A 20,099-nucleotide genomic window follows, 5' to 3' on the forward strand; every position below is an offset into this window, starting at 1 on the left:
GGTTCATCTAATAAAATATTATATATAAACTAAATTTTGTTGAAACTTGTTTTTTGCGCTTGTTTACAGTGAGTTGGTTGTGTTGAAATTATTATTTCGATTAGTCTAAATATTTTAATCACGAAATTGAGCCATGAAATCGAGTAGCTTAGACTCTTCACTTTCCCATAGACTAGACTTGGTGTCTCCCTGGGTATAGAAGCTAGTGTTCTTCATTAAAGTGAGTGTCTCGTTAGGGTCGAAATGCTTAGGGTTTATTGGTATGGCAGCGTTGAATTCATTGCAGAATTTGATCCAAGTGGGGTTGTTTAAAAGGAGCATAGGGAGCTTATTGGCGGAGTATTCAAATAGGCGTGTCAGTATTTTGTCATCATTTATACCATTGTTTGGTTTTTTGAGCACAAAGCCAAAGTCTGCTTTTTTGATGTCATTGATGATTTCTTGGTGTGGAACTAGAAAATCGCCTCCAATCAATTCTATATAGTCTTTCTCTTTTATTGCTTCCTGAAGCTCTCTAAGGTCCTTTTTAAGCGCACAGTAGCCAATAATACGCAGCTTTATACTTGGGTCAACCCGATGAAGCTGATCAGTGACTTCAATGGCATCGAATACTCCGTTTGAGGCTGAAATAGTACCTGAGTACAGTAAAACAGTGTTTTCTGAACTCAATCTCGGGGCATTTTCAGTTGCTTCAACAGGCATAAACTTGTTTTCAATCACGATGAATTTCCGTGTTGGTACAAAAGATAGTTGTTTGGAATAAACTCTTTCTGCTAGAATAAAACCATCAAAAAACGGTTTTGAGAGTATTTCTTTCATACGTACATATGCGGCTAGTAAAGGCCTGAGTAGGGGGCTGAATACATTTGTATTCCGAATGTTCTTTGCATAGTTTTCTCTAATATCGTAGATAATTTTGCCGCCAAATATTATTTTGTATAAGGATGTAACTATCAGTAATTCATGTGTGTTGCATATGATTATTTTAGGCTTTACTTTAATATAGGTTTTAAGTATTTTGAGTGGGCTTGCGATTCGGTCAATGGACATTCTTCCGAAAGGCCCATGAGGATAAAACTGAATTGAATTGTGGGTTAAGGTATTTTTTGAGGCAAAGCCTATGATATTAACCTCATATTCGTTTGTTTTCGCCAACGAAACGCCAAACTTCTCATACATGCGAGAATCGTCAATGGGCTTCAGGGTAGAAGTAATAAGGAGTTTGGTTTTCGTCATAAACATTCGAATTTATTGAAAATTTCTAATTACTAATGGAGGCATTAAAGAAGATCATTGAGGCGGCTTGGGACAACCGAGAATTATTGAAAGAAAAACAAACGGTTTTGGCTGTGAAAACAGTAATCGAAGACCTTGATTGCGGTAATATTCGTGTAGCAGAACCTACTACAGACGGATGGCAAGTAAACGAGTGGATTAAGAAAGCTGTAATTCTGTATTTCCCTTTGCAGAAAATGCAAACTATAGAAGTAGGCCCATTTGAGTTTCATGATAAAATTCGATTAAAAACTGGCTATGCCAGCAAAGGTATACGCGTTGTTCCGCACGCAATAGCTCGTTATGGTGCTTACATTAGTAGCGGGGTGGTAATGATGCCCTCTTACGTGAACATCGGTGCTTATGTAGATGCCGGTACTATGGTAGATACATGGGCGACTGTAGGTAGCTGTGCACAAATAGGAAAGGATGTTCATCTTAGCGGGGGGGTTGGAATCGGTGGAGTGCTAGAACCCGTACAAGCAGCTCCAGTAATTATTGAAGATGGTGCCTTTATTGGCTCTCGTTGCATCGTGGTTGAAGGAGTAAGGGTTGGAAAAGAAGCTGTTTTGGGTGCAAATGTTACCTTAACTGGAAGTTCTAAAATTATAGATGTAACGGGTGAGACACCAATTGAGTACAAAGGTTATGTGCCAGAAAGGTCGGTTGTGATTCCAGGTTCTTATGTAAAACAATTCCCAGCGGGTTCTTATAATGTTCCTGCGGCACTCATTATTGGTAAAAGAAAAGAGAGTACCGATAAAAAAACTTCATTGAACGAAGCATTGCGTGAAAATAATGTAGCTGTTTAATAATGAGAAGGTATCTCTCAAATTGAGAAGATAAGTATGATATTTTATATGTAAACCACTGATATTCAGTGGTTTCTTTTTTGGTATCACCTTTGCAATACTGTAGTTGTTGTTTTGAGTTGACCATTATTGTGGTTGGGTAGAGTGCTTTCACGCTACCTAAGGAAGGGCCTTCGGGCCCTTCTTCTGTTAAAAAGATTGTTGTATTCCGTTTAATCAAATACTTTTGCAGCCTTTAAACCATTTATGGCTGAATCAATCTTAAAAACTATTTGTACTGATTCTTTCTTAAACCCATTTATACATAATCAATGAAAAATCGCTTATCTCTTTTAGTTTTAGTCTTCATGACTTTCTTGTTTTCTTGTAACGATGATGTTACCAGAAAAGGAGATCAGCTTTATAATGAGGGAAATTATAAAGAAGCGGTAGATGCTTATTCTGAGTATCTTAAAACCAATCCTAAAGACATTAAATCACTTTATAACCGAGGAAGGGCCTATGAAGAGATGAAGCAATTGAACCAAGCTAAATCTGATTTTTTAGCCGTTTTGGATATTGATGGAAATAACCTCAGTGCCAATTTGAGTATGGGTAAGTACTGGTACAATCAAAGGGAATTCAACAAGGCCATTATATTTTTTGACAAGGTGATTGAATTGGATGGCGTACGTTCTGATGCCTATATGCTTAGAGGAAGAAGTTATCATCAAAAAGGTGAATTCGACAAAGCGATGGAGAACTACAATCAATCTATCAACTTTGACAATGACAATGCGGAAGCATTTCTTTACAGAGGAGCGCTTAAAGTAGCTTTAAATCAAATTAAATCTGCTTGTCAGGATTTTACTAGATCGAATGCTTTGGGTTCTTCTGAGGCCTCTGAGGCGCTAGCAAAGCATTGTCGTTAAAACCATTTCGAAGTCATTAAACTTCCTTCTAGGGCATCTTCTAGTTCGTCTGAAATGCCAGGGAAAAAGTCTAACCCTGTTAATTGTTCTACACTGTCGATTGTAACAACAAATGATGAAAGCGGGGCAGAACTCTTTTCATTCTTCATTAGAAAGGCAATAGCTTTGATTTCAGGTTTTCTCATGTCCAGAATAATCTTGTAATAGTATTCAGGAACCGATACTTTATTCGAGCCAATGGTTTTGTATGTTTTGTTTAATACTGGGCCAGTAACTACATAAACCTGATCATTTTTCATTGCCCAAGCTCTTACTTGGTCTTCTAGCTTCTTCCAAACTCCACGATTAAAAGAAGGATCTTGTGGGCTCATGTTGCTCATGAAGAAGGATTGGCTCAAGGCAAATTCGCTGTAAGAGAAATCTGCCGCAGGAGCTATGTGTCCACGGTCATAACCACTCCCTTTATAGTCGCTTAAAGAGGCAGACCCCGTTTTAATTCTACTGTCTTCTCTAAAGTCATCCTTCCTCTCAAAAGTAGTTTGCTTTAAACTGTCGGCATATAAAATGTAAGCTACCCATAAAGCTTGCTCGTGCTCTTCGCTATAGCGCAAAGTATAATAAGGCCTTTCTACAATGGCCTGAGATGCTTCATATGCTGGCCAAGCAAAGTCGAACGCTTTAGTGAAATAAAGGTCGTAAGTATCAAAATCTACTTTGCTTTCTTCTTGTTTGGGTGGGGTTTCTTTTCCCGATTTTGGAACTTCCTCTGTAGGGTCAACTTTTTCTGGCGCCAAAACAGGGTTTACTTCTTCATCAAAGAATGAAGGGATTAGCTTTTCTTCTTTAATTGCCAGATAACCATAGCCCAAACCGACAAGGATAATTAGCGCCAAAGAGAACCTCCAGAGGCTAAAACCTCCTTTTTGTCCTTTCTTTCCTGAAGTGGTTTTTCTTTTCGTTGTACCCCGACTTGAAACTGCTGCCTTCCGTTTTGCCATGCCCTATTCTGATTTTCCGCAATGATAAAGATATTTTTCTTGAGCGGACTTTTTTTAATTCACTAAATTACTTTTCTGTTTATGAAACAAATTAACCACAATACATGAAAGAAGTTATAACTAAACCGCAAACAAAGTGGCTAAAACACCTTTCTTGGTGCTTTTTATGCCTCGTTTTAATGTCTTCAAGTTTTGCCTTACAAGCCAATAGTATATGGCAAGATGCTGAGCAAGATACCACAGGTCAAACCACTTTTAAAGGATTGCCGCTAAAAGCTGAACGGACTTTGGAATTTAATACTACTGAAGGTACTTGGCTTTCGCTAGATATTAGCCCCGATGGCCAAACCATTATTTTTGACATGCTGGGTGATATTTATACCATGCCTTTTAAAGGAGGTAAAGCCACTCGACTCACAGATGGAATGGCTTATGATACGCACCCTAAGTTTAGTCCCGATGGAAAAAGCATTGTATTCACTTCCGATAGAAGTGGCAATGATAATATCTGGACAATGGAATTGGAATCGAAAGAAACCAAGCAAATCACTAAAAGTGAAAACGAGAACTTCCAGTCTGCCGAATGGTCGCCTGACGGAGATTACATAGTTACAGCCAGAGGAAGAAGAAACTTGAAGTTGTACATGTACCACAAAAATGGTGGTGGGGGATTTGAGTTGATTAAAGAACCTGCGGGTTTAAAGCTTGTTGAGCCTGCTTTTAGTGCCGATGGCCGATATATCTACTATTCGCAACGCAATGGCGCTTGGAATTACAATGCTCAATTGCCTCAATATCAGGTAGGAATGTATGATAGAGACAACGGAGAAAGATCAACAATTACCTCGCGTTATGGCTCTGCATTTACACCAACTTTATCGCCAGATGGAAAGTATTTGGTGTATGGTTCTCGCTATGAAGAACAAACAGGTTTGGTTTTGCGAGACCTTAAATCTGGTGATGAGCGTTGGTTGGCTTACCCAGTTCAGCGCGATGATCAAGAGTCTATTGCTCCTTTGGGCGTTTTGCCAGCCATGACATTTACCCCGAATAGCAAAGAGTTATTGGCCTCTTACGGAGGCAAAATCTGGAGAATTCCTGTTGCTGGTGGTGGTGCCACAGAAATTCCATTCAACGTAGACGTTGAACTAGAAATGGGGCCTAGATTAAAATTTAACTACCCAATTTCTGATGATGAAAACATGTTGGTCACTCAAATTCGAGATGTCGTGCCTTCTCCTGATGGAAAGACGATGGTGTTCACGGCCATGAACAGACTGTATGTAATGGACATTCCTTCAGGAAGCCCAAAACGAATCACGAATCTTGAAATGACAGAAGCCATGCCTACATGGTCGCCAGATGGTAAATCTATTGCTTTTGTTACTTGGTCTGAAACTGAGGGTGGAAGCATTTATAAACTGTTGATGGATGGAAGAGCCAAACCAGTGAAACTAACCAAAGAGTCAGCGATTTATACTGCACCCGCTTGGAACAAGAATGGAAAAATTGTTTTTACCAAGGGGAGTGCTCAAAATATGAAAGATGCTGAAGGGCCTTCGGCACCAAGAGCTACCGAAGATTTGGCTTGGATCAGTGAAAATGGAGGTGAGGTTAACTTTATCATGAAAACCAATGGACGAGGGAATCCGCATTTCGTTAAAAACGATGACAGAATTTACTTGAGCAGCGGAAGAGGTTTAAGTTCTGTAAGATGGGATGGAACCGATGAAAAGAACCTTGTGGCAATTACAGGTATAACAACTTACGGCTCTAACCCAGTAGATGACCACTTGGGAATGTCTACCGAGAACACCATGTTAAGTGAATCTGACAACTGGCGCGAAAACAATCCTCCAGCACGAGCAAGTGAAATCTATATGGCACCAGAAGGAGATAAGGCCATGGCTGTAATTAACAATGATATTTACATTGTGACTGTTCCGAAGCTAGGTCAAACACCAACCATTTCAGTAGCCAATCCTGAATCGGCTCAATTTCCAGCTACAAAACTCACCGAAATAGGAGGTGAATTTGCCAAGTGGTCTGCCGATGCTAAGAAGGTGCATTGGAGTTTGGGTAGCTCTCATTTTATTTATGATTTAGAAAAAGGAGAAGCCTATGCCGATTCGGTAGCAGCAGTCAAAAAAGCAAAAGAAAAAGCGGATAAAGAGAAAACTGACGAAGAAAAGAAAGCAGAGGCCGAAGAGAAAAAAGAGGAAAAGAAAGAGGAAGCTAGCTTTAAGCCAACAGAGTTTAAGGTAGAAGTAAACGTAAAGAAAGACATTCCGAAAGGGACTGCGCTTTTAAAAGGTGCTCGAATCATTACCATGAATGGTGATCAGGTAATCGAGAATGGAGATATTCTAATTGAAAATGCCAGAATCAAAGCAGTGGGTGCTTCAGGTACACTTTCGGTACCAAGAGGAACAGAAACCATTGATATGTCAGGTAAAACGATCGTTCCCGGTTTTATTGATACACACGCCCACATGTGGCCAGCATGGGGTTTAGAGAAAAATGAGGTTTGGATTTACGCAGCTAATTTGGTCTATGGCGTTACGGCCACGCGTGACCCTCAAACAGCCACTACCGATGTGTTGACCTATTCAGACATGGTTGAAACGGGTCAGATTCCTGGCCCAAGAGTATACTCTACAGGTCCTGGGGTTGGTTACTGGGCGTATAACCTGAAGAGCCTTGAACAAACTAAAAAAGTATTGAGGCAGTATTCAGAGTACTACAATACCAAAACGATTAAGATGTATTTGGTAGGGAATAGAAAACAGCGTCAATGGGTGATTCAGGCCGCGAAAGAACAAGAACTGATGCCAACTACCGAAGGTGGATTGGATTTCAAACTGAACATGACCCAAATGCTTGACGGTTACCCTGGCCACGAGCACTCGTTTCCAATTGCACCATTGTACAAAGATGTAATTCAGTCGGTGGCTCAGTCCAAAATGGCTTATACATCTACTTTACTGGTGTCATACGGTGGGCCTTGGGCCGAAAACTATTATTACTCTAGAGAGAATCCTTATAACGATCCTAAATTGAGTTTTTTCACACCATACAATGAATTGGCGGCTAAATCCAGAAGAAGACCAGGATGGTTTATGGATGAAGAGCATGTATTTAAAAAGCATGCCGTGGGAGTGAAAGATGTAGTTGAAAATGACGGTTTGGCTGGTGTGGGTAGTCACGGTCAGTTGCAAGGTTTGGGTTATCACTGGGAATTATGGTCGGTTGCTTCTGGCGGAATGAGAAATATTGATGCCCTAAAAACAGCTACTATTCTTGGAGCCACAGCGCTTGGTTTAGAAGGTGATTTAGGGTCAATAGAAGCAGGTAAACTTGCCGATTTGGTGATTTTAGATAAAAACCCTTTAGAGAACATTCGAAATACAAACACCATTATTCAAGTAATGAAAAATGGAAGGCTGTATGATGGAGATACTTTAGATGAGGTGTACCCTAGAAAGAAGAAAGCGGGGCCATTCAATTGGCATACTTCCAAACCAATAAACTTGCCAGGTATCAAAAAGTAAAGAGAATGCTTTATTAAATATTAAAACTAAACCCCAGTTGAAAAGCTGGGGTTTTTTAGTGCCTCATCACTTAATCTTTCTTAATTTCAATTTTTGAAGATGAAGGAATTGTCTATTCGTCTTTTAAATTGATAGTCGGTTCCTTTTAAATAACGATCGTAAAAAATATACAATGCGAAAAACATCTATTCTGTTTGCCTTAGTTGCGTTTATCATCGCTTCGCCATTAATGGCACAAACTGATAAAGTTGAAAAGAAATTGATTCAATATGTTGATACTCATAATGATGAATATTTGAGTTTGCTGAAAGAGTTGATAAACATCAATAGCGGTACGATGAATTTTGAAGGTGTGCGTCAGGTTGGTGATGTGCTGATGGAGAAGTTTAAGGCCTTAGGCATGGAAGTAGAATGGGTAGATGGATCGTCATTCAATCGCGCTGGCCATTTAGTAGCGCGTATTGAAGGTGGAAAGGGAAAGAAAATTTTAATGATCGGTCATTTAGATACCGTTTTCGAACCCGATAGCCCGAACCAAAAGTGGTCTCAAGTAGATGAAAACACCATCAAAGGCCCCGGTATTGCCGACATGAAAGGTGGCGATGTAATTATACTTCAATCGTTGGCAGCTTTGCATAGCGCTGGCTTGTTGAAGGAGATGAACATTACCGTAGTGATGACAGGTGATGAAGAACTTTCAGGAAGTCCGCTTTCTGAATCTAAAAAGGCATTGATCGAAGCCGCTAAATGGGCTGATGTTGCTTTGGGTTTTGAAAACGGAGACGGAAATCCTGCTACTGTAAACGTAGCCAGAAGAAGCTCTTCTGGTTGGACATTAACTGTAACGGGTAATGCTTCACATTCCTCTCAAATCTTCAAGCCAAAAGTAGGGGCAGGCGCCATATACGAAGCTTCTAGAATTCTCTATCAGTTTTACGATGAGTTAGCAGGAGAAGAATATTTAACCTTCAACCCTGGAATGATTGCAGGCGGAACCGAAGTGAATCATAACAAGTCAGAAAATACTGGAACGGCTTTCGGGAAGAACAATGTAGTGTCGAAGGATGTAACGGTAACAGGCGATATTCGTGCCTTAACCCCAGAGCAGATCGCCAGAACCCAAGAAACGATGAAGCGGATTGTTGCTAATCATCTTCCGGGCACTAATGCTACGATCACTTTTGCTGAAGGTTATCCGCCTTTTGCACCAACCGAAGGAAATTATCAACTCATGAACTTGTTCAGCAAAGTGAGTCAAGATTTGGGTTTTGGGGAAGTGACAGCAGTTAATCCTGCCGATGCTGGTGCAGCCGATATTTCCTTTACTGCAGGTCATATAGAAATGGGAATAGATGCCATGGGAATGTCAGGCGCTGATGATCATACTATCAATGAAACTGGAGATTTACGCGCTCTGCCAAAGCAATCTAAAAGAGCAGCCGTGTTGATTTACAGGCTTTATAAAGGCGTGGATCTGAAAGCCAAAAAATAAGAAGACCAGAATGGTTGGTTTTGGAGGTCACTGAGAATGTGACCTCTTTTTTTAATTGGCCGATTTAGGTCGGTTTATAGCTACTGCCATAATTAGTAGGCCAATGCCAATTCCTAAAATAGCTCCACCCAGAAAGTCTGATGTAGTAGCGAACTGCTTTATCATTTGACTAGCCACAATAACTAAGATGCCTGCTACAATGAGTATAGGTGATTTCTTTTTCATTTGTTGATTCTGATTTAGAAGGACTGTTCCTTTAAAGTTTAATTCACTTGTTTTTCAATTTGAATAGACTCTGTGCCATTTGTAATCACTATCGAATAATCTCCTTTTTTGAGTCCTAATGTACAAGTATCAGTTTTGCTTTCGATTTCAGTTATATCAATTGGTACTGCGTTATTAATATCTTCCCCATTTTTAAATGCCAAAACCATTACAGGGAACTTCATTTCAAGATCCTTTAGTACTATTGTTACATTTTGATTCTCATTTTCAAACAACCAACTTGGTCTATTATTGATGTACTGAGTGTTCGGGTGAAAAACAGCTATGTCTGTATATGCCTCCCTACGCTCATATTTGTAAGGTTTATCGTTTTGGTCAAGAATTACAGAAGATTCCTTTACAGCTAGAGCTTTTAAAAACGGGTCATTATATTCCGGAACACCTTTTTCTGAGTATGCAACTTGATTAATAGTTAATGGGTTGATTCCTGTATACTCTGATAGACGAGCAGCCATGGCTTTTTCCCAAGAATTATGAGTTCCTTCTAGTGCATGATCAAACCCACAATGAATCAGAAACTTTTCATTGGGTTTTAAATTTATTACTTCTTGAATATTCCTTGCTTGATCAATTTCCCGAGGTTTACCATCTGCTTCACTATTTATGGTCTCATAAGGGAAAACTGTAAAACCAATTTCAATCGCTTCTCTTATCAGGTTGCCAAATTGCGGGTCTTTTATATAGTAGCCAGTTTTTTGGATTGGGTATTTTCTAATATGATGTAATGAATCTAGGTTGTCTTTATAAGACAATGCTTCAAGCCCTAGATTTGAATAGCCTTGATCAAATAACTTCCTCAGTAGGGACTTTGTGAAAACCCTATGGTGAGAATTATGATGGGCTTCGTTGATTATTACTACTTGGGTTTGTTTTGATTGTTGAACGATGAAGTCTATCGCATTTACCTTCCTATACTTAGCATTTATGGAGTCTATTTGGTTTTGAGAAAAGTTTCTTTCTCTGGCTCCCATTGCCAAATCCCATTGCTTCAGAGCATTTTTATAATCTCCCTTAGTTGCATAGTCTGATGCCGAAACTTGATACTTCCAAGGCTCAGAACTTGCATTTAGCTCATTTTCGATTTCTGAGTTAAATTTATATTCCGTTGTGAAATCAATTTTGCGTATTGTGCCTTCTTGATTGCAGGAAGGAAAAAGAACTGAAACTACAGTAAGAATGAGTAAATGACTTTTCATAATTATTGTTTTGAACTTAGTATTCCAGATAAATGAATTCTAATCTATTTTTATATAGGTTGACATTAATTGTAAGCTGAAAAAAATTAATCCGTCTCGTCAGCATCGAGCTGACTTCGCCCCATCAGTTTTACAATAAGGTCGGCATCTGGAATCTGAGCCAATATTACTCTGGCCAATACAATTAAAGGCACAGACAGGAGCATTCCTGCAATTCCCCAAATATACCCCCAGATTACAAGCCCTAAAATAACGGCTACCGTATTTAATGCCACCTTTGAGCCCATCATAAGTGGTTCCACTACATTACCCCAAACAAACTGCGTGGCAATCAGAAGCAAAATGAAAAACAGATAGCTGGAACCATTGTCAATCTGAATAAGGCCTAATAGAACAGGAGGGATGGTGGCCATAATTGACCCAACCGTAGGAATGAAGTTTAGCATAAAAGCTAAGAAACCCCAGAATAGCGCAAAATCTACCCCAAAGCCCCAACAAATAAGTCCAAAGAAAGCACCTGTGCTCAAACTGGTGAAAAATTTTACTTTCATATAACTCGCAACGGCATCTTTAATTTCTATAAAAGCCTTTAATAAACGTTGTTTCCCAATGTCATCGTCCCCTTCCAAATAACTAATGTACTTTTCATACTTTACAATACTGCCTAAAACAGCCACCAAGTAAATGGCAGAAAGTACAAGGTTGAAGACAAAGTTACCCACTTCAGAAGCCACCATGCCAGAGGTGTTTAGCATCATTTCAGGAGAAAGAATTTGGTATAGTGTTTCGGTAAAATCACGTTCCTTCAGGGCAGAAAAGCCCGGAATACTTTCAAACTGAATCACTAAACTGTTTAACTTATTCCCAATCTGCGTTAAAAGTTTGTCCTTTTGATCTACAATTTGAAGCCCTGTATCGAACACGATTAAGCCGACCAGAAACACAAAACCTAAAGTAAGCACCGTGATTACCGTAATACTGAGCATATAAGGCCACCCTTTTCTGTCTAGGTATGCAATCACTGGTTGCAACAGAATACCGATGAAAATGGCAAAAGTCAATGGAATTAAGAGTGCAGATAATTCTTTGATTACGAGCACTATCACAATGCCCATAAAGAGTAGCAGTATGTTTTTGATCGTTACAATATTGTTATCAGGAAGCATATGTTGGGATTTATCGAAAAGTACGGAAAAATGAAGAATTGCCCCTCCTTCCTCGAAATTTTCATTCCCATATAAGGAAGGGCATGGGTTTATATATTAAATTTGTAAATTGAATCAACTAAATTAATGCTTTTGGAATTCGAACAACCAATTGTCAGACTTGAAGAGAAACTTGCTGAAATGAAGGAGCTTGCTGAAAACAGCAAAGTGAATGTTAGCGAGGACATAAAATCTCTAGAAAAGAAAATCCAAACCCTCAAGGAGGAAACCTATAAGAACCTAACCAGATGGCAGAGAGTACAACTTTCACGTCATCCAGATAGACCTTATACACTGGATTATATATATAGCATTACCGATGATTTTATCGAACTGTTTGGAGACCGAACGGTGAAAGATGATAAAGCAATGGTAGGTGGTTTGGGTACCCTTGATGGCCAAACAGTAATGTTTATTGGCCAACAAAAAGGGAGAAATACCAAGCAGCGCCAAATGCGAAATTTCGGTATGGCCAACCCAGAAGGTTATAGAAAGGCACTTCGTTTAATGAAGATGGCCGAGAAATTTAACATTCCCATTGTTACTTTGATAGATACTCCAGGAGCATATCCGGGCTTCGAAGCAGAGGAGAGAGGTCAAGGCGAAGCCATTGCCAGAAATATTCGTGATATGTTTATGCTTAAAGTACCTGTAATCTGTATCATTATTGGTGAAGGCGCCTCAGGTGGAGCTTTGGGTATTGCAATTGGCGATAGAGTTTTGATGTTGGAGAACACTTGGTACTCTGTTATTTCTCCTGAATCATGTTCTTCCATTTTATGGAGAAGTTGGGATTATAAGGAGCAAGCTGCCGAAGCGTTGAAACTTACAGCTCAAGATATGAAGGGCTTTGGTCTAATAGACGGAATAATCAAAGAACCGCTTGGAGGAGCACACAGAAATATTCCATGGATGTGTAACGAACTTAAAAAGAATATTCTAGATGAACTGAAAGCGTTAAGCGCTATGGATGTCAACGAGCGCATCGATTCCCGTATTGAGAAGTTCTCTGACATGGGCTCAGTAATAGAATAAGAATCAAAGATATTCTGATTGAAGAGCCACAAGGCCAGCGCTTTGTGGTTCTTTTGTTTTTAGCTACTTTCAGTTATAAATAGGTGAGTATGGCTAAAAGTAAAATCAACTGGAGAAATCATTTTATAGAACTCTTAGTGGTGGTAATCGGCATAACGATTGCCTTTGGAATGGAAAATTGGGCCGAGAAAAGGCGCGACAGAGAAACCCAGGTCAACTACTTAACTTCATTAAGAGATGATATTACCAATGATAATACTGAGTTGAACCATATTTTAGACTCCTCCAATGTATTGAATGGCAATATAGACTTCTTGATGCGCTATGTTTTTGCGAATGCACCATTAAAGGATTTAAAGTACCGTCATATAACCAGTACTTATTCAGCACCCTATTTTAATGCAAAAGATGGAACATATCATTCCCTCGTCAATTCTGGCTCCTTAGATATGATTAGTAACTATGAGCTAAGGGCATCCATTACAGATTTATACAATTTTTATTATGACGAAATCTCTAAAGCAGATGACTTTATTCATGATTTGGTCAATGGGCAAATCTATCCTTATATGATAGAAAACATTCAATTTGGGAGTGTGCAATTTGGCCAGAATGAAATACTAGATGACAAACCATTAAAGAATAATAAGGTAAGAAACATGATAGGAAGTTATACCAACCTACTCAAAGAAAGAGAGGTGATTTACCGCTTAACTTCCGAAAAGTGTAATAGCTTACTGATAGATATTAATGCAGAGTTGGCAAAGTTGAAGTAGACGATTTAAGCTTTGAACCAGAACAAAAAAATACGATCTTTAAAAACGGTCTAAACCGAAATTTCAAGAATAAGGCAAAACAAACAACATGCAACTCAATCTCATTGAAGAATTTTTACTAATCGCTCTTGATGACGAAAAAGGTCAATTCGTTATCGATTCTACTCATTTGTACTTTGGTTTTGCAGGAGCCATTCTGTTGGAAATGGCACTTCGCGAAAAGATCGATGTGTCAGGAGACAAGCTCAAGCTTATTCACGATGAATATGAAGTGGAGATGGTGATTAATAAAGTGATTGATCAGATCAAAAGTTCAAAACCACTTAAGCTAAAAAAGTGGATTGAAGTTTTGTCAAAACAAGCCAAAGAACTTAAAGAGGACACACTTTTAGGACTTCAGAATAAAGGTATTCTACGGAAGGAAGAGCATAAAATTCTCTGGATTATTCCGAACAATAAATACCCTACCAACGATATTACACCTGAGAATAAAGTGAGACAGCACTTGAGCGATGTAATGCTACGTGGAGCAAAGTCAGAAACACGAGATATAATGCTCCTTAGCTTAATTGATGTGTCTGATCTTACCAAAGAAGCTTTTCGCAATAAAGAAGAGTACAAAGTGGTAAAAAAGAAAATCAAAGAAGTGACCCAAGACATAAAAATTAGCCAGAGCGTAAATAAGAGTATTCGCGAAATTCAGGCAGCCATAATGGTCGCAATGATGTCGGCAATTGTTGTGACTACTGTTACTACCTCTTCCAATTAACCATTTAGGTAAATCTTCTATCCTTTAACTATGCCATCGAGAAAGTCTGAATTTCCGATTTTTGAGACCGCAAGAAAAGAGGGTAGACCACTCATTTTTTTAGACAATGCTTCAACCACTCAAAAGCCTCAATGCGTAATTGATGCCATTTCTGGATTCTATGCTGGTTATTATGCAAATGTAGGCCGAGGATTATACTGGCCAGCTACCGCGGCTTCTTCTAGTTATGATCATGCACGTGAAAAGGTGAGATCATTCATCGGTGCTTCGTCTAAAAAAGAGGTAATTTTTACTTCTGGAACCACGGATGCTGTTAATAAAGTAGTCAACTCATTTCTGTTGCCACAGTTAGAGGAGGGCGATGAAGTGTTGGTTTCAGAAATGGAGCACCACAGTAATTTTGTTCCTTGGCAGCAAGCTTGTGAATTGAAGGGCGCGCAACTGAAAGTGATTCCGCTAGATGCTGAGCTTAATTTAGATCTTAGTAAGCTCACCTCAATGCTAACGGACAAGGTGAAAGTGTTGGCCGTTACGGCAATTTCCAATACGCTAGGAGTAAAGAATGATTTAAAGAGCATCATCAATTTAGCCCATCAGCATAATATCAAGGTTTTTGTAGATGCTGCACAATTGCCGCTCTCAGAAAAGATTGATGTGCAGAACATGAACTGTGACTTTCTGGCTTTTTCTGGGCACAAGGTTTTTGGACCAACAGGAATAGGTGTATTGTATGGAAAGCAGGCCTTACTGCAAAACATATCTCCCTTGGCTTATGGTGGAGGAATGGTGCAGAAAGTGAATATCGATAAAACGATCATGGCCGATTTGCCATCTAAACACGAAGCAGGAACACCCAATATTGCTGGAGCAATTGGACTAGCAGCTGCAATTAACTTTATCAATTCAGTCGGAGTGGAGGAAATCGGTAGGCACAGTGCTGAGTTAAGAAAATACGCGGTGAAGCGTCTATCAGAAATAGAAGGCTTAACACTCTTCGCAAAAGACGCTAAAAGTACTGCCATACTTTCTTTTACCATGAAAGGCATTCATCCGCATGACATTGCAGCATTTTTAGCCGAAAAAGGCATTGCAGTTCGTGCAGGCCACCATTGCACACACCCTTTAATGCACAAACTTGATATTGGCGGAACTGTCAGGGTTTCATTCAATATTTATAATTCTACAGAAGAAGTGGATTTGCTCAAAAATACCCTAGACGAAATCAAAAGCTTCTTTTTATGAACGACCGTCTAAAAGCACTTTACAAAACTCAAATACTGGTCCATGCCAAAAGTCCTTTTAATGAAGGCGTTTTGGAGGATTTCACGCATAAATTACAAGCCTATAATCCAGTGTGTGGCGATCAATTTGACCTGTACTTAAAGTTCGAAGACGATATTATTCAGAATACTTCCTTCAAAGGCTATGGGTGTGCTATTTCAAAGGCCTCAACTTCCGTATTGACAAAACACTTGTTAGGGAAAACCAAAAGCGAAGCAAAAGCATTGATTGAGCTGTTTTTGAAGGTTATTGATCCTGAAAACAATGAATCACCCGAATCGATAACTTCTGACGAAGAACTTTTGGCCTTCGCTTCCGCCCGCGAATTCCCAGAACGCCTAACCTGCGCCAACCTAGCTTGGGAAAAGCTGAAGGAGGTTTTATGAGGTTGAAGACGATGAGTATCTCGCCCCTTCAGGGCTAAAGTCTTCATACAGTTACTATTCCCGAAGGACTTCGTCCTACGTTATGTTATGCCGTCCTTTCAGGACTTATCTTCTGAATTTATTAAGATTATTCTCTTTTCATGAAGGATTTACTGTGGGTTCTTATAGAGGAATTATGCGTTCGTTAGCCTTTTCTAGCCCCTTCAGGGCTAAGTCGTTTTAATAAGGTTATCTATTTTCGAAGGACTTAGTCCTACGTTATGTTATGTCGTCCTTTCAGGACTTTGCTTCTTGGCATTATTGGAATACCTCATTCTTTATAGAGCTCTTATTTGCTGTGGTTTCTCTGAGAGACTTAATTGTTAGATGATTTTATTTTGCTCCTTCTGGGTTAAAGCTGTTTTAAGCTTAGTTATTTATGCAGGATTTCGTCCTCTGTTATTTAGCCCTTTTAGGGCATTAACTTTAATGCTGTTGGGGTCTGCGGATATCAAGCCCTGAAAGGGCGAGATACCATAAGGATGGGCATCGCCCATCCTTAATACAGCCAAATCTTTTAAGCCCTGTAGGGGCGCAATACTTTAAGTTTAACTAATTATGTATTCTATTTAAATTTTCTTTAAATTATTCTAATTATGAATATTAGAGTAAATTAATAATGGATCAATCATTAGTTCAGAACTACATACACATTGTATTCAGCACGAAATATCGTCAGCATCTTATACACCCGCCTTATGAAGAAGAGCTACATCAATATTTAGCAGGCATTTGTAAAGAACTCGATTGTCCAGCTCTAAGGGTTGGTGGTTATACTGATCATGTTCATGTGTTATGTAAACTTTCTAAGAATATTGCCTTATTCCTTTTAGTAAAGGAACTCAAAATGAACTCTTCCAAATGGATGAAAACGAGGCATGAAACCTTAAGTAGCTTTTATTGGCAGAATCGTTACGGAGCTTTTTCAGTAAATCCTTCTGAAGTTGATAGGGTGATTACATATATTCAGAACCAGCATGAACATCATAGAAGGAAGACTTTTCAAGGGGAGTACAGAGCATTTCTTATTAAGTACAGAGTAGATTTTGATGAAAGGTATGTTTGGGATTGATGTTTCGCCCCTTCAGGGCTGAGGGGCCTATGTGGTGTATCATAGTATCGAAGGACTTCGTCCTCCGTTGGGTTATATAGCCCTTATAGGGCATTAATTGTGAGTATTACGAAATCATTCTCTGTGTTTGAAAGGATCTTAGAGTCACGTTTTCACATCCTATTCACCCATTTTTGCCCTGAAAGGGCAAGATATCATAAGGATGGGCATCGCCCATCCCTTTAACACTGTCTAATTTTTTAAGCCCTGTAGGGGCGGAGCATTTGTTTTAATAGTGGCAAGTCTATGAAGCGAAGTAAACGTTTGTTGCCATAAAGCCAATACTGTTTGGGTATCACCCAACCTTTCCCTATTTCGTCTAACATTTTAATTCATTTCAAGTTAACTTTGGAGCAAGCATAAAACGCATGGATTCAGCAGTAAGCGCAGTAAAGAAATACTGCAATAGCCTAGTAAAATACAGTCGCAGAAAAACCATTCCCGTTCAGGTGGGCAGTGTAACCATTGGAGGCAATCACCCCATTGTGGTGCAGTCGATGACCACGATTGATACCATGGACACCATGGGGTCGGTGGAGCAAACTTTGCGCATGGTGGCTTCAGGTTGCGAACTGGTGCGTATTACAGCCCCAAGCTTAAAAGAGGCCGAAAACCTTCGCGCTATTAAGGAAGAACTGAAAAAGCGCGGTTGTAATGTTCCGCTTGTAGCCGACATTCATTTTACCCCAAACGCTGCAGAACTGGCGGCCAAAATTGTAGAAAAGGTAAGGGTAAACCCAGGCAACTATGCCGATAAAAAGAAATTCGAAAATATAGAATACACTGACGAAACTTATCAGGCGGAGTTGGACAGAATTCGTGAACGCTTTACGCCTTTAGTAGAGATTTGTAAAGCGCATGGAACTGCCATGAGAATTGGTACGAATCACGGTTCGCTTTCAGATAGAATCATGAGCCGCTATGGCGATACCGCTTTGGGGATGGTGGAGTCAGCATTGGAGTTTTTACGCATTTGCGAAGACTTGGAGTACTATAATATCGTGCTGTCCATGAAGTCCAGCAACACGCAAGTGATGGTAGAGGCTTATCGTTTGTTGGTACAGAAATTAGATGAAGAAGGTTTAAAGCCTTATCCATTGCATTTAGGTGTGACCGAAGCAGGTGAAGCCGAAGACGGCCGAATCAAATCCGCAGTGGGGATAGGTACTTTGCTGGAGGATGGATTAGGAGATACTGTGCGTGTTTCTTTGACAGAGGAACCAGAGTTTGAAGCTCCTGTGGCGCAAAAACTTGTCGATCGTTATCATAACCGACATGAGCACAAAACGATAGCTGAGATTGACGAAAACCCGATTGATCCGTTCTTGTATCATAAACGTCAGTCGAGAGAAGTGGTGAATATTGGTGCTTCCAATGTGCCACGCGTCATTGCCGACTTGAGTCGGTTTGAAGAAATTACCATCAAAGACTTAAAGAACGTTGGACATTTCTATTTGCCAGAACCCGATAAATGGCGAATGAATGACCAAGGTGCAGACTACGTTTATTCAGGCAATAAGGCGATCGATTTTATGCTGCCGAATGGCTTGAAAGAGCTGGTCGATTACCCGCAATGGAATGCTTTGGAAGATAAAGCGAATCGTTACCCCGTTTTTACTTTCGATCAATTGGCCGAAGCAGAAAATGCTGATGATCAACTCAATTTCATAAAGCTAAAAGCCGATGAATTGTCGGAAGATGTAATGTTGGTGCTAGAGGCTTCTAACTTGGTTATAATCCTCGAAACTGGGAATGAACATGCCATGCCTGCTTTGAGGCGCTTCTTTTTCGAACTAGTGAAAAGGAAATTATCGGTTCCGGTCATCGTGTCTAGAAACTACACCGTTACTGATGCCGAGGAGTTTTTGATTCATGCTTCTACTGATTTTGGTGGTTTGTTGGTTGACGGATTTGGCGATGGCCTAATGCTTCAAGTAGATAATCAGGTTGATAAAGAAACTCAACTGGCTGATTTAAAGTTGAAGAACGAGACAGGCTTTGGGATTTTACAAGCGGCTCGTACGCGAATGACCAAAACCGAATATATTTCTTGTCCGTCTTGTGGAAGAACACTGTTCGACCTACAAGAAACCACGGCCATGATCCGAAAGCGCACCGATCACTTGAAAGGAGTGAAAATTGGAATCATGGGTTGTATCGTAAACGGCCCAGGAGAAATGGCTGATGCGGACTACGGTTATGTGGGTTCGGGCAAAGGAAAGATTACCCTGTACAAAGGTCAGGAAGTAATGAAAAGGGGAGTAGCTTCTGAAAAAGCTGTGGACGAATTGATTGATATCATACGCGAAGACGGCAGATGGTTAGAACCTGAGTTGGCAAATGCTGAATTTTAAAATTGAGATGTGATGAGCGAAGAAGTTAAAAATGAAGAGCAGAAGGATTCAAAGCTAACAGCCAAAGAAGCCTTTAGTTTCGGTCCTGTTTTGGGGTATTTTTTCAGAAAGAAGGATCCTTCTCGGCCTACCAATTTCAATATCAAGGCCATGCACACTATTAATAAAATTTCGATCATTATGTTTTTAATCGCGGTGATCGTAATCATTAGCAGAATGATTGGACGGATGTAAGTATAGCCTCACTTTAACTTTTTAAACTATGTACATTGATGAATTCAGAGAATATTGTATCGCCAAAAAGGGGGTAACGGAAGACACTCCATTTGGTCCAGATACCTTGGTGTTAAAAGTAATGGGCAAAATGTTTGCACTTACAGGCCTCGATGTTTACGAATTCATCAATCTGAAATGCGACCCTGAGTATGCTGCCGAACTCAGGGAAAGAGAGCCTGGAATTACCCCCGGTTGGCACATGAACAAAACACATTGGAATTCAGTAAAAACGGATGGTACAGTTTCTGAAAACCTAATGAAAGAACTGATCGACCTTTCTTACAACCTCGTAGTGGAGAGCTTACCAAAGAAGGTCAAAGAAGAATTTTTGAAGATGGATTAAGCCA

18 protein-coding genes are annotated in these 20,099 nt (G+C 39.7%); 13 read left to right on the top strand and 5 right to left on the bottom strand.

Translation table 11 applies throughout. From position 1 onward, the window contains the following. Window positions 1-114: 114 nt before the first annotated feature. On the bottom strand, window positions 115-1,236 hold the full coding sequence (locus AAC026_RS10495) for a glycosyltransferase (RefSeq protein WP_339697645.1): 1,122 nt from the start codon (window positions 1,234-1,236) through the stop codon (window positions 115-117). 35 nt (window positions 1,237-1,271) lie between these two features. Between AAC026_RS10495 and AAC026_RS10500 the strand changes: the two genes are divergently transcribed. Both AAC026_RS10500 and AAC026_RS10505 read left to right on the top strand, forming a co-directional pair. Beyond that, the gene (locus AAC026_RS10500; RefSeq protein WP_339697647.1) at window positions 1,272-2,087 is read left to right on the top strand and encodes a 2,3,4,5-tetrahydropyridine-2,6-dicarboxylate N-succinyltransferase; all 816 of its coding nucleotides are present in this window, start codon (window positions 1,272-1,274) and stop codon (window positions 2,085-2,087) included. Window positions 2,088-2,398: 311 nt separating this feature from the next. After that, entirely contained in the window at window positions 2,399-2,998 is a 600-nt protein-coding gene (locus AAC026_RS10505) for a tetratricopeptide repeat protein (protein WP_339697649.1), read from the top strand. Here AAC026_RS10505 and AAC026_RS10510 read toward each other — a convergent pair. Further along, window positions 2,995-3,996 carry a DNA/RNA non-specific endonuclease gene (locus AAC026_RS10510; protein WP_339697651.1) on the bottom strand — a complete coding sequence of 334 codons (1,002 nt, stop codon included), beginning with the start codon at window positions 3,994-3,996 and terminating at the stop codon, window positions 2,995-2,997. The genes AAC026_RS10505 and AAC026_RS10510 overlap by 4 nt on opposite strands. Before the next feature lie 104 nt (window positions 3,997-4,100). Here AAC026_RS10510 and AAC026_RS10515 point away from each other — a divergent pair, with 104 nt between their 5' ends. Continuing rightward, window positions 4,101-7,547, top strand: coding sequence for an amidohydrolase family protein (locus AAC026_RS10515; protein ID WP_339697653.1), 3,447 nt, complete (start codon window positions 4,101-4,103; stop codon window positions 7,545-7,547). Window positions 7,548-7,719: 172 nt separating this feature from the next. Next, window positions 7,720-9,039 carry a M20/M25/M40 family metallo-hydrolase gene (locus AAC026_RS10520; protein ID WP_339697655.1) on the top strand — a complete coding sequence of 440 codons (1,320 nt, stop codon included), beginning with the start codon at window positions 7,720-7,722 and terminating at the stop codon, window positions 9,037-9,039. A gap of 51 nt (window positions 9,040-9,090) precedes the next feature. Here the strand turns inward: AAC026_RS10520 and AAC026_RS10525 are convergent, their stop codons facing one another. From AAC026_RS10525 to AAC026_RS10535, 3 genes are all read right to left on the bottom strand, one after another. Next, the gene (locus tag AAC026_RS10525; protein WP_339606773.1) at window positions 9,091-9,264 is read right to left on the bottom strand and encodes a hypothetical protein; all 174 of its coding nucleotides are present in this window, start codon (window positions 9,262-9,264) and stop codon (window positions 9,091-9,093) included. A gap of 38 nt (window positions 9,265-9,302) precedes the next feature. Continuing rightward, window positions 9,303-10,520: a hypothetical protein gene (locus AAC026_RS10530; protein WP_339697657.1), complete on the bottom strand. Its 1,218-nt coding sequence runs from the start codon at window positions 10,518-10,520 to the stop codon at window positions 9,303-9,305. A gap of 86 nt (window positions 10,521-10,606) precedes the next feature. Next, a complete protein-coding gene (locus AAC026_RS10535) occupies window positions 10,607-11,686 on the bottom strand; it encodes an AI-2E family transporter (protein ID WP_339697659.1) in 1,080 nt (359 codons plus the stop codon). A 126-nt stretch (window positions 11,687-11,812) separates the two neighbouring features. Here AAC026_RS10535 and AAC026_RS10540 point away from each other — a divergent pair, with 126 nt between their 5' ends. The 9 genes from AAC026_RS10540 (at window position 11,813) to AAC026_RS10580 (ending at window position 20,095) form a co-directional block, all read left to right on the top strand. Next, the gene (locus tag AAC026_RS10540) at window positions 11,813-12,760 is read left to right on the top strand and encodes an acetyl-CoA carboxylase carboxyltransferase subunit alpha (RefSeq protein ID WP_339697661.1); all 948 of its coding nucleotides are present in this window, start codon (window positions 11,813-11,815) and stop codon (window positions 12,758-12,760) included. A gap of 89 nt (window positions 12,761-12,849) precedes the next feature. Further along, window positions 12,850-13,536 (top strand): DUF6090 family protein, encoded by a 687-nt coding sequence (locus tag AAC026_RS10545; protein ID WP_339697663.1) that lies wholly within the window; start codon window positions 12,850-12,852, stop codon window positions 13,534-13,536. Between the two features lie 88 nt (window positions 13,537-13,624). Continuing rightward, entirely contained in the window at window positions 13,625-14,305 is a 681-nt protein-coding gene (locus AAC026_RS10550) for a GPP34 family phosphoprotein (protein WP_339697665.1), read from the top strand. Window positions 14,306-14,335: 30 nt separating this feature from the next. Beyond that, window positions 14,336-15,547, top strand: a complete 1,212-nt coding sequence (locus AAC026_RS10555; RefSeq protein ID WP_339697667.1) for a cysteine desulfurase — start codon at window positions 14,336-14,338, stop codon at window positions 15,545-15,547. Then, window positions 15,544-15,972 carry a Fe-S cluster assembly sulfur transfer protein SufU gene (gene sufU / locus AAC026_RS10560; protein WP_339697669.1) on the top strand — a complete coding sequence of 143 codons (429 nt, stop codon included), beginning with the start codon at window positions 15,544-15,546 and terminating at the stop codon, window positions 15,970-15,972. The genes AAC026_RS10555 and sufU overlap by 4 nt, the downstream gene beginning before the upstream one ends. A gap of 658 nt (window positions 15,973-16,630) precedes the next feature. Next, window positions 16,631-17,083, top strand: a complete 453-nt coding sequence (tnpA, locus tag AAC026_RS10565; RefSeq protein WP_339697671.1) for an IS200/IS605 family transposase — start codon at window positions 16,631-16,633, stop codon at window positions 17,081-17,083. Window positions 17,084-17,490: 407 nt separating this feature from the next. After that, complete coding sequence (ispG, locus tag AAC026_RS10570) at window positions 17,491-19,476, top strand: (E)-4-hydroxy-3-methylbut-2-enyl-diphosphate synthase (RefSeq protein ID WP_339697673.1); 1,986 nt, start codon at window positions 17,491-17,493, stop codon at window positions 19,474-19,476. Window positions 19,477-19,488: 12 nt separating this feature from the next. Beyond that, entirely contained in the window at window positions 19,489-19,710 is a 222-nt protein-coding gene (locus tag AAC026_RS10575) for a DUF6728 family protein (protein WP_339697675.1), read from the top strand. Window positions 19,711-19,738: 28 nt separating this feature from the next. Beyond that, a complete protein-coding gene (locus AAC026_RS10580) occupies window positions 19,739-20,095 on the top strand; it encodes an MmcQ/YjbR family DNA-binding protein (RefSeq protein ID WP_339608868.1) in 357 nt (118 codons plus the stop codon). Window positions 20,096-20,099 lie beyond the last annotated feature (4 nt).

Origin of the sequence: uncultured Roseivirga sp., assembly GCF_963973945.1 — a bacterium.
In the GTDB taxonomy this organism is placed as follows: domain Bacteria; phylum Bacteroidota; class Bacteroidia; order Cytophagales; family Cyclobacteriaceae; genus Roseivirga.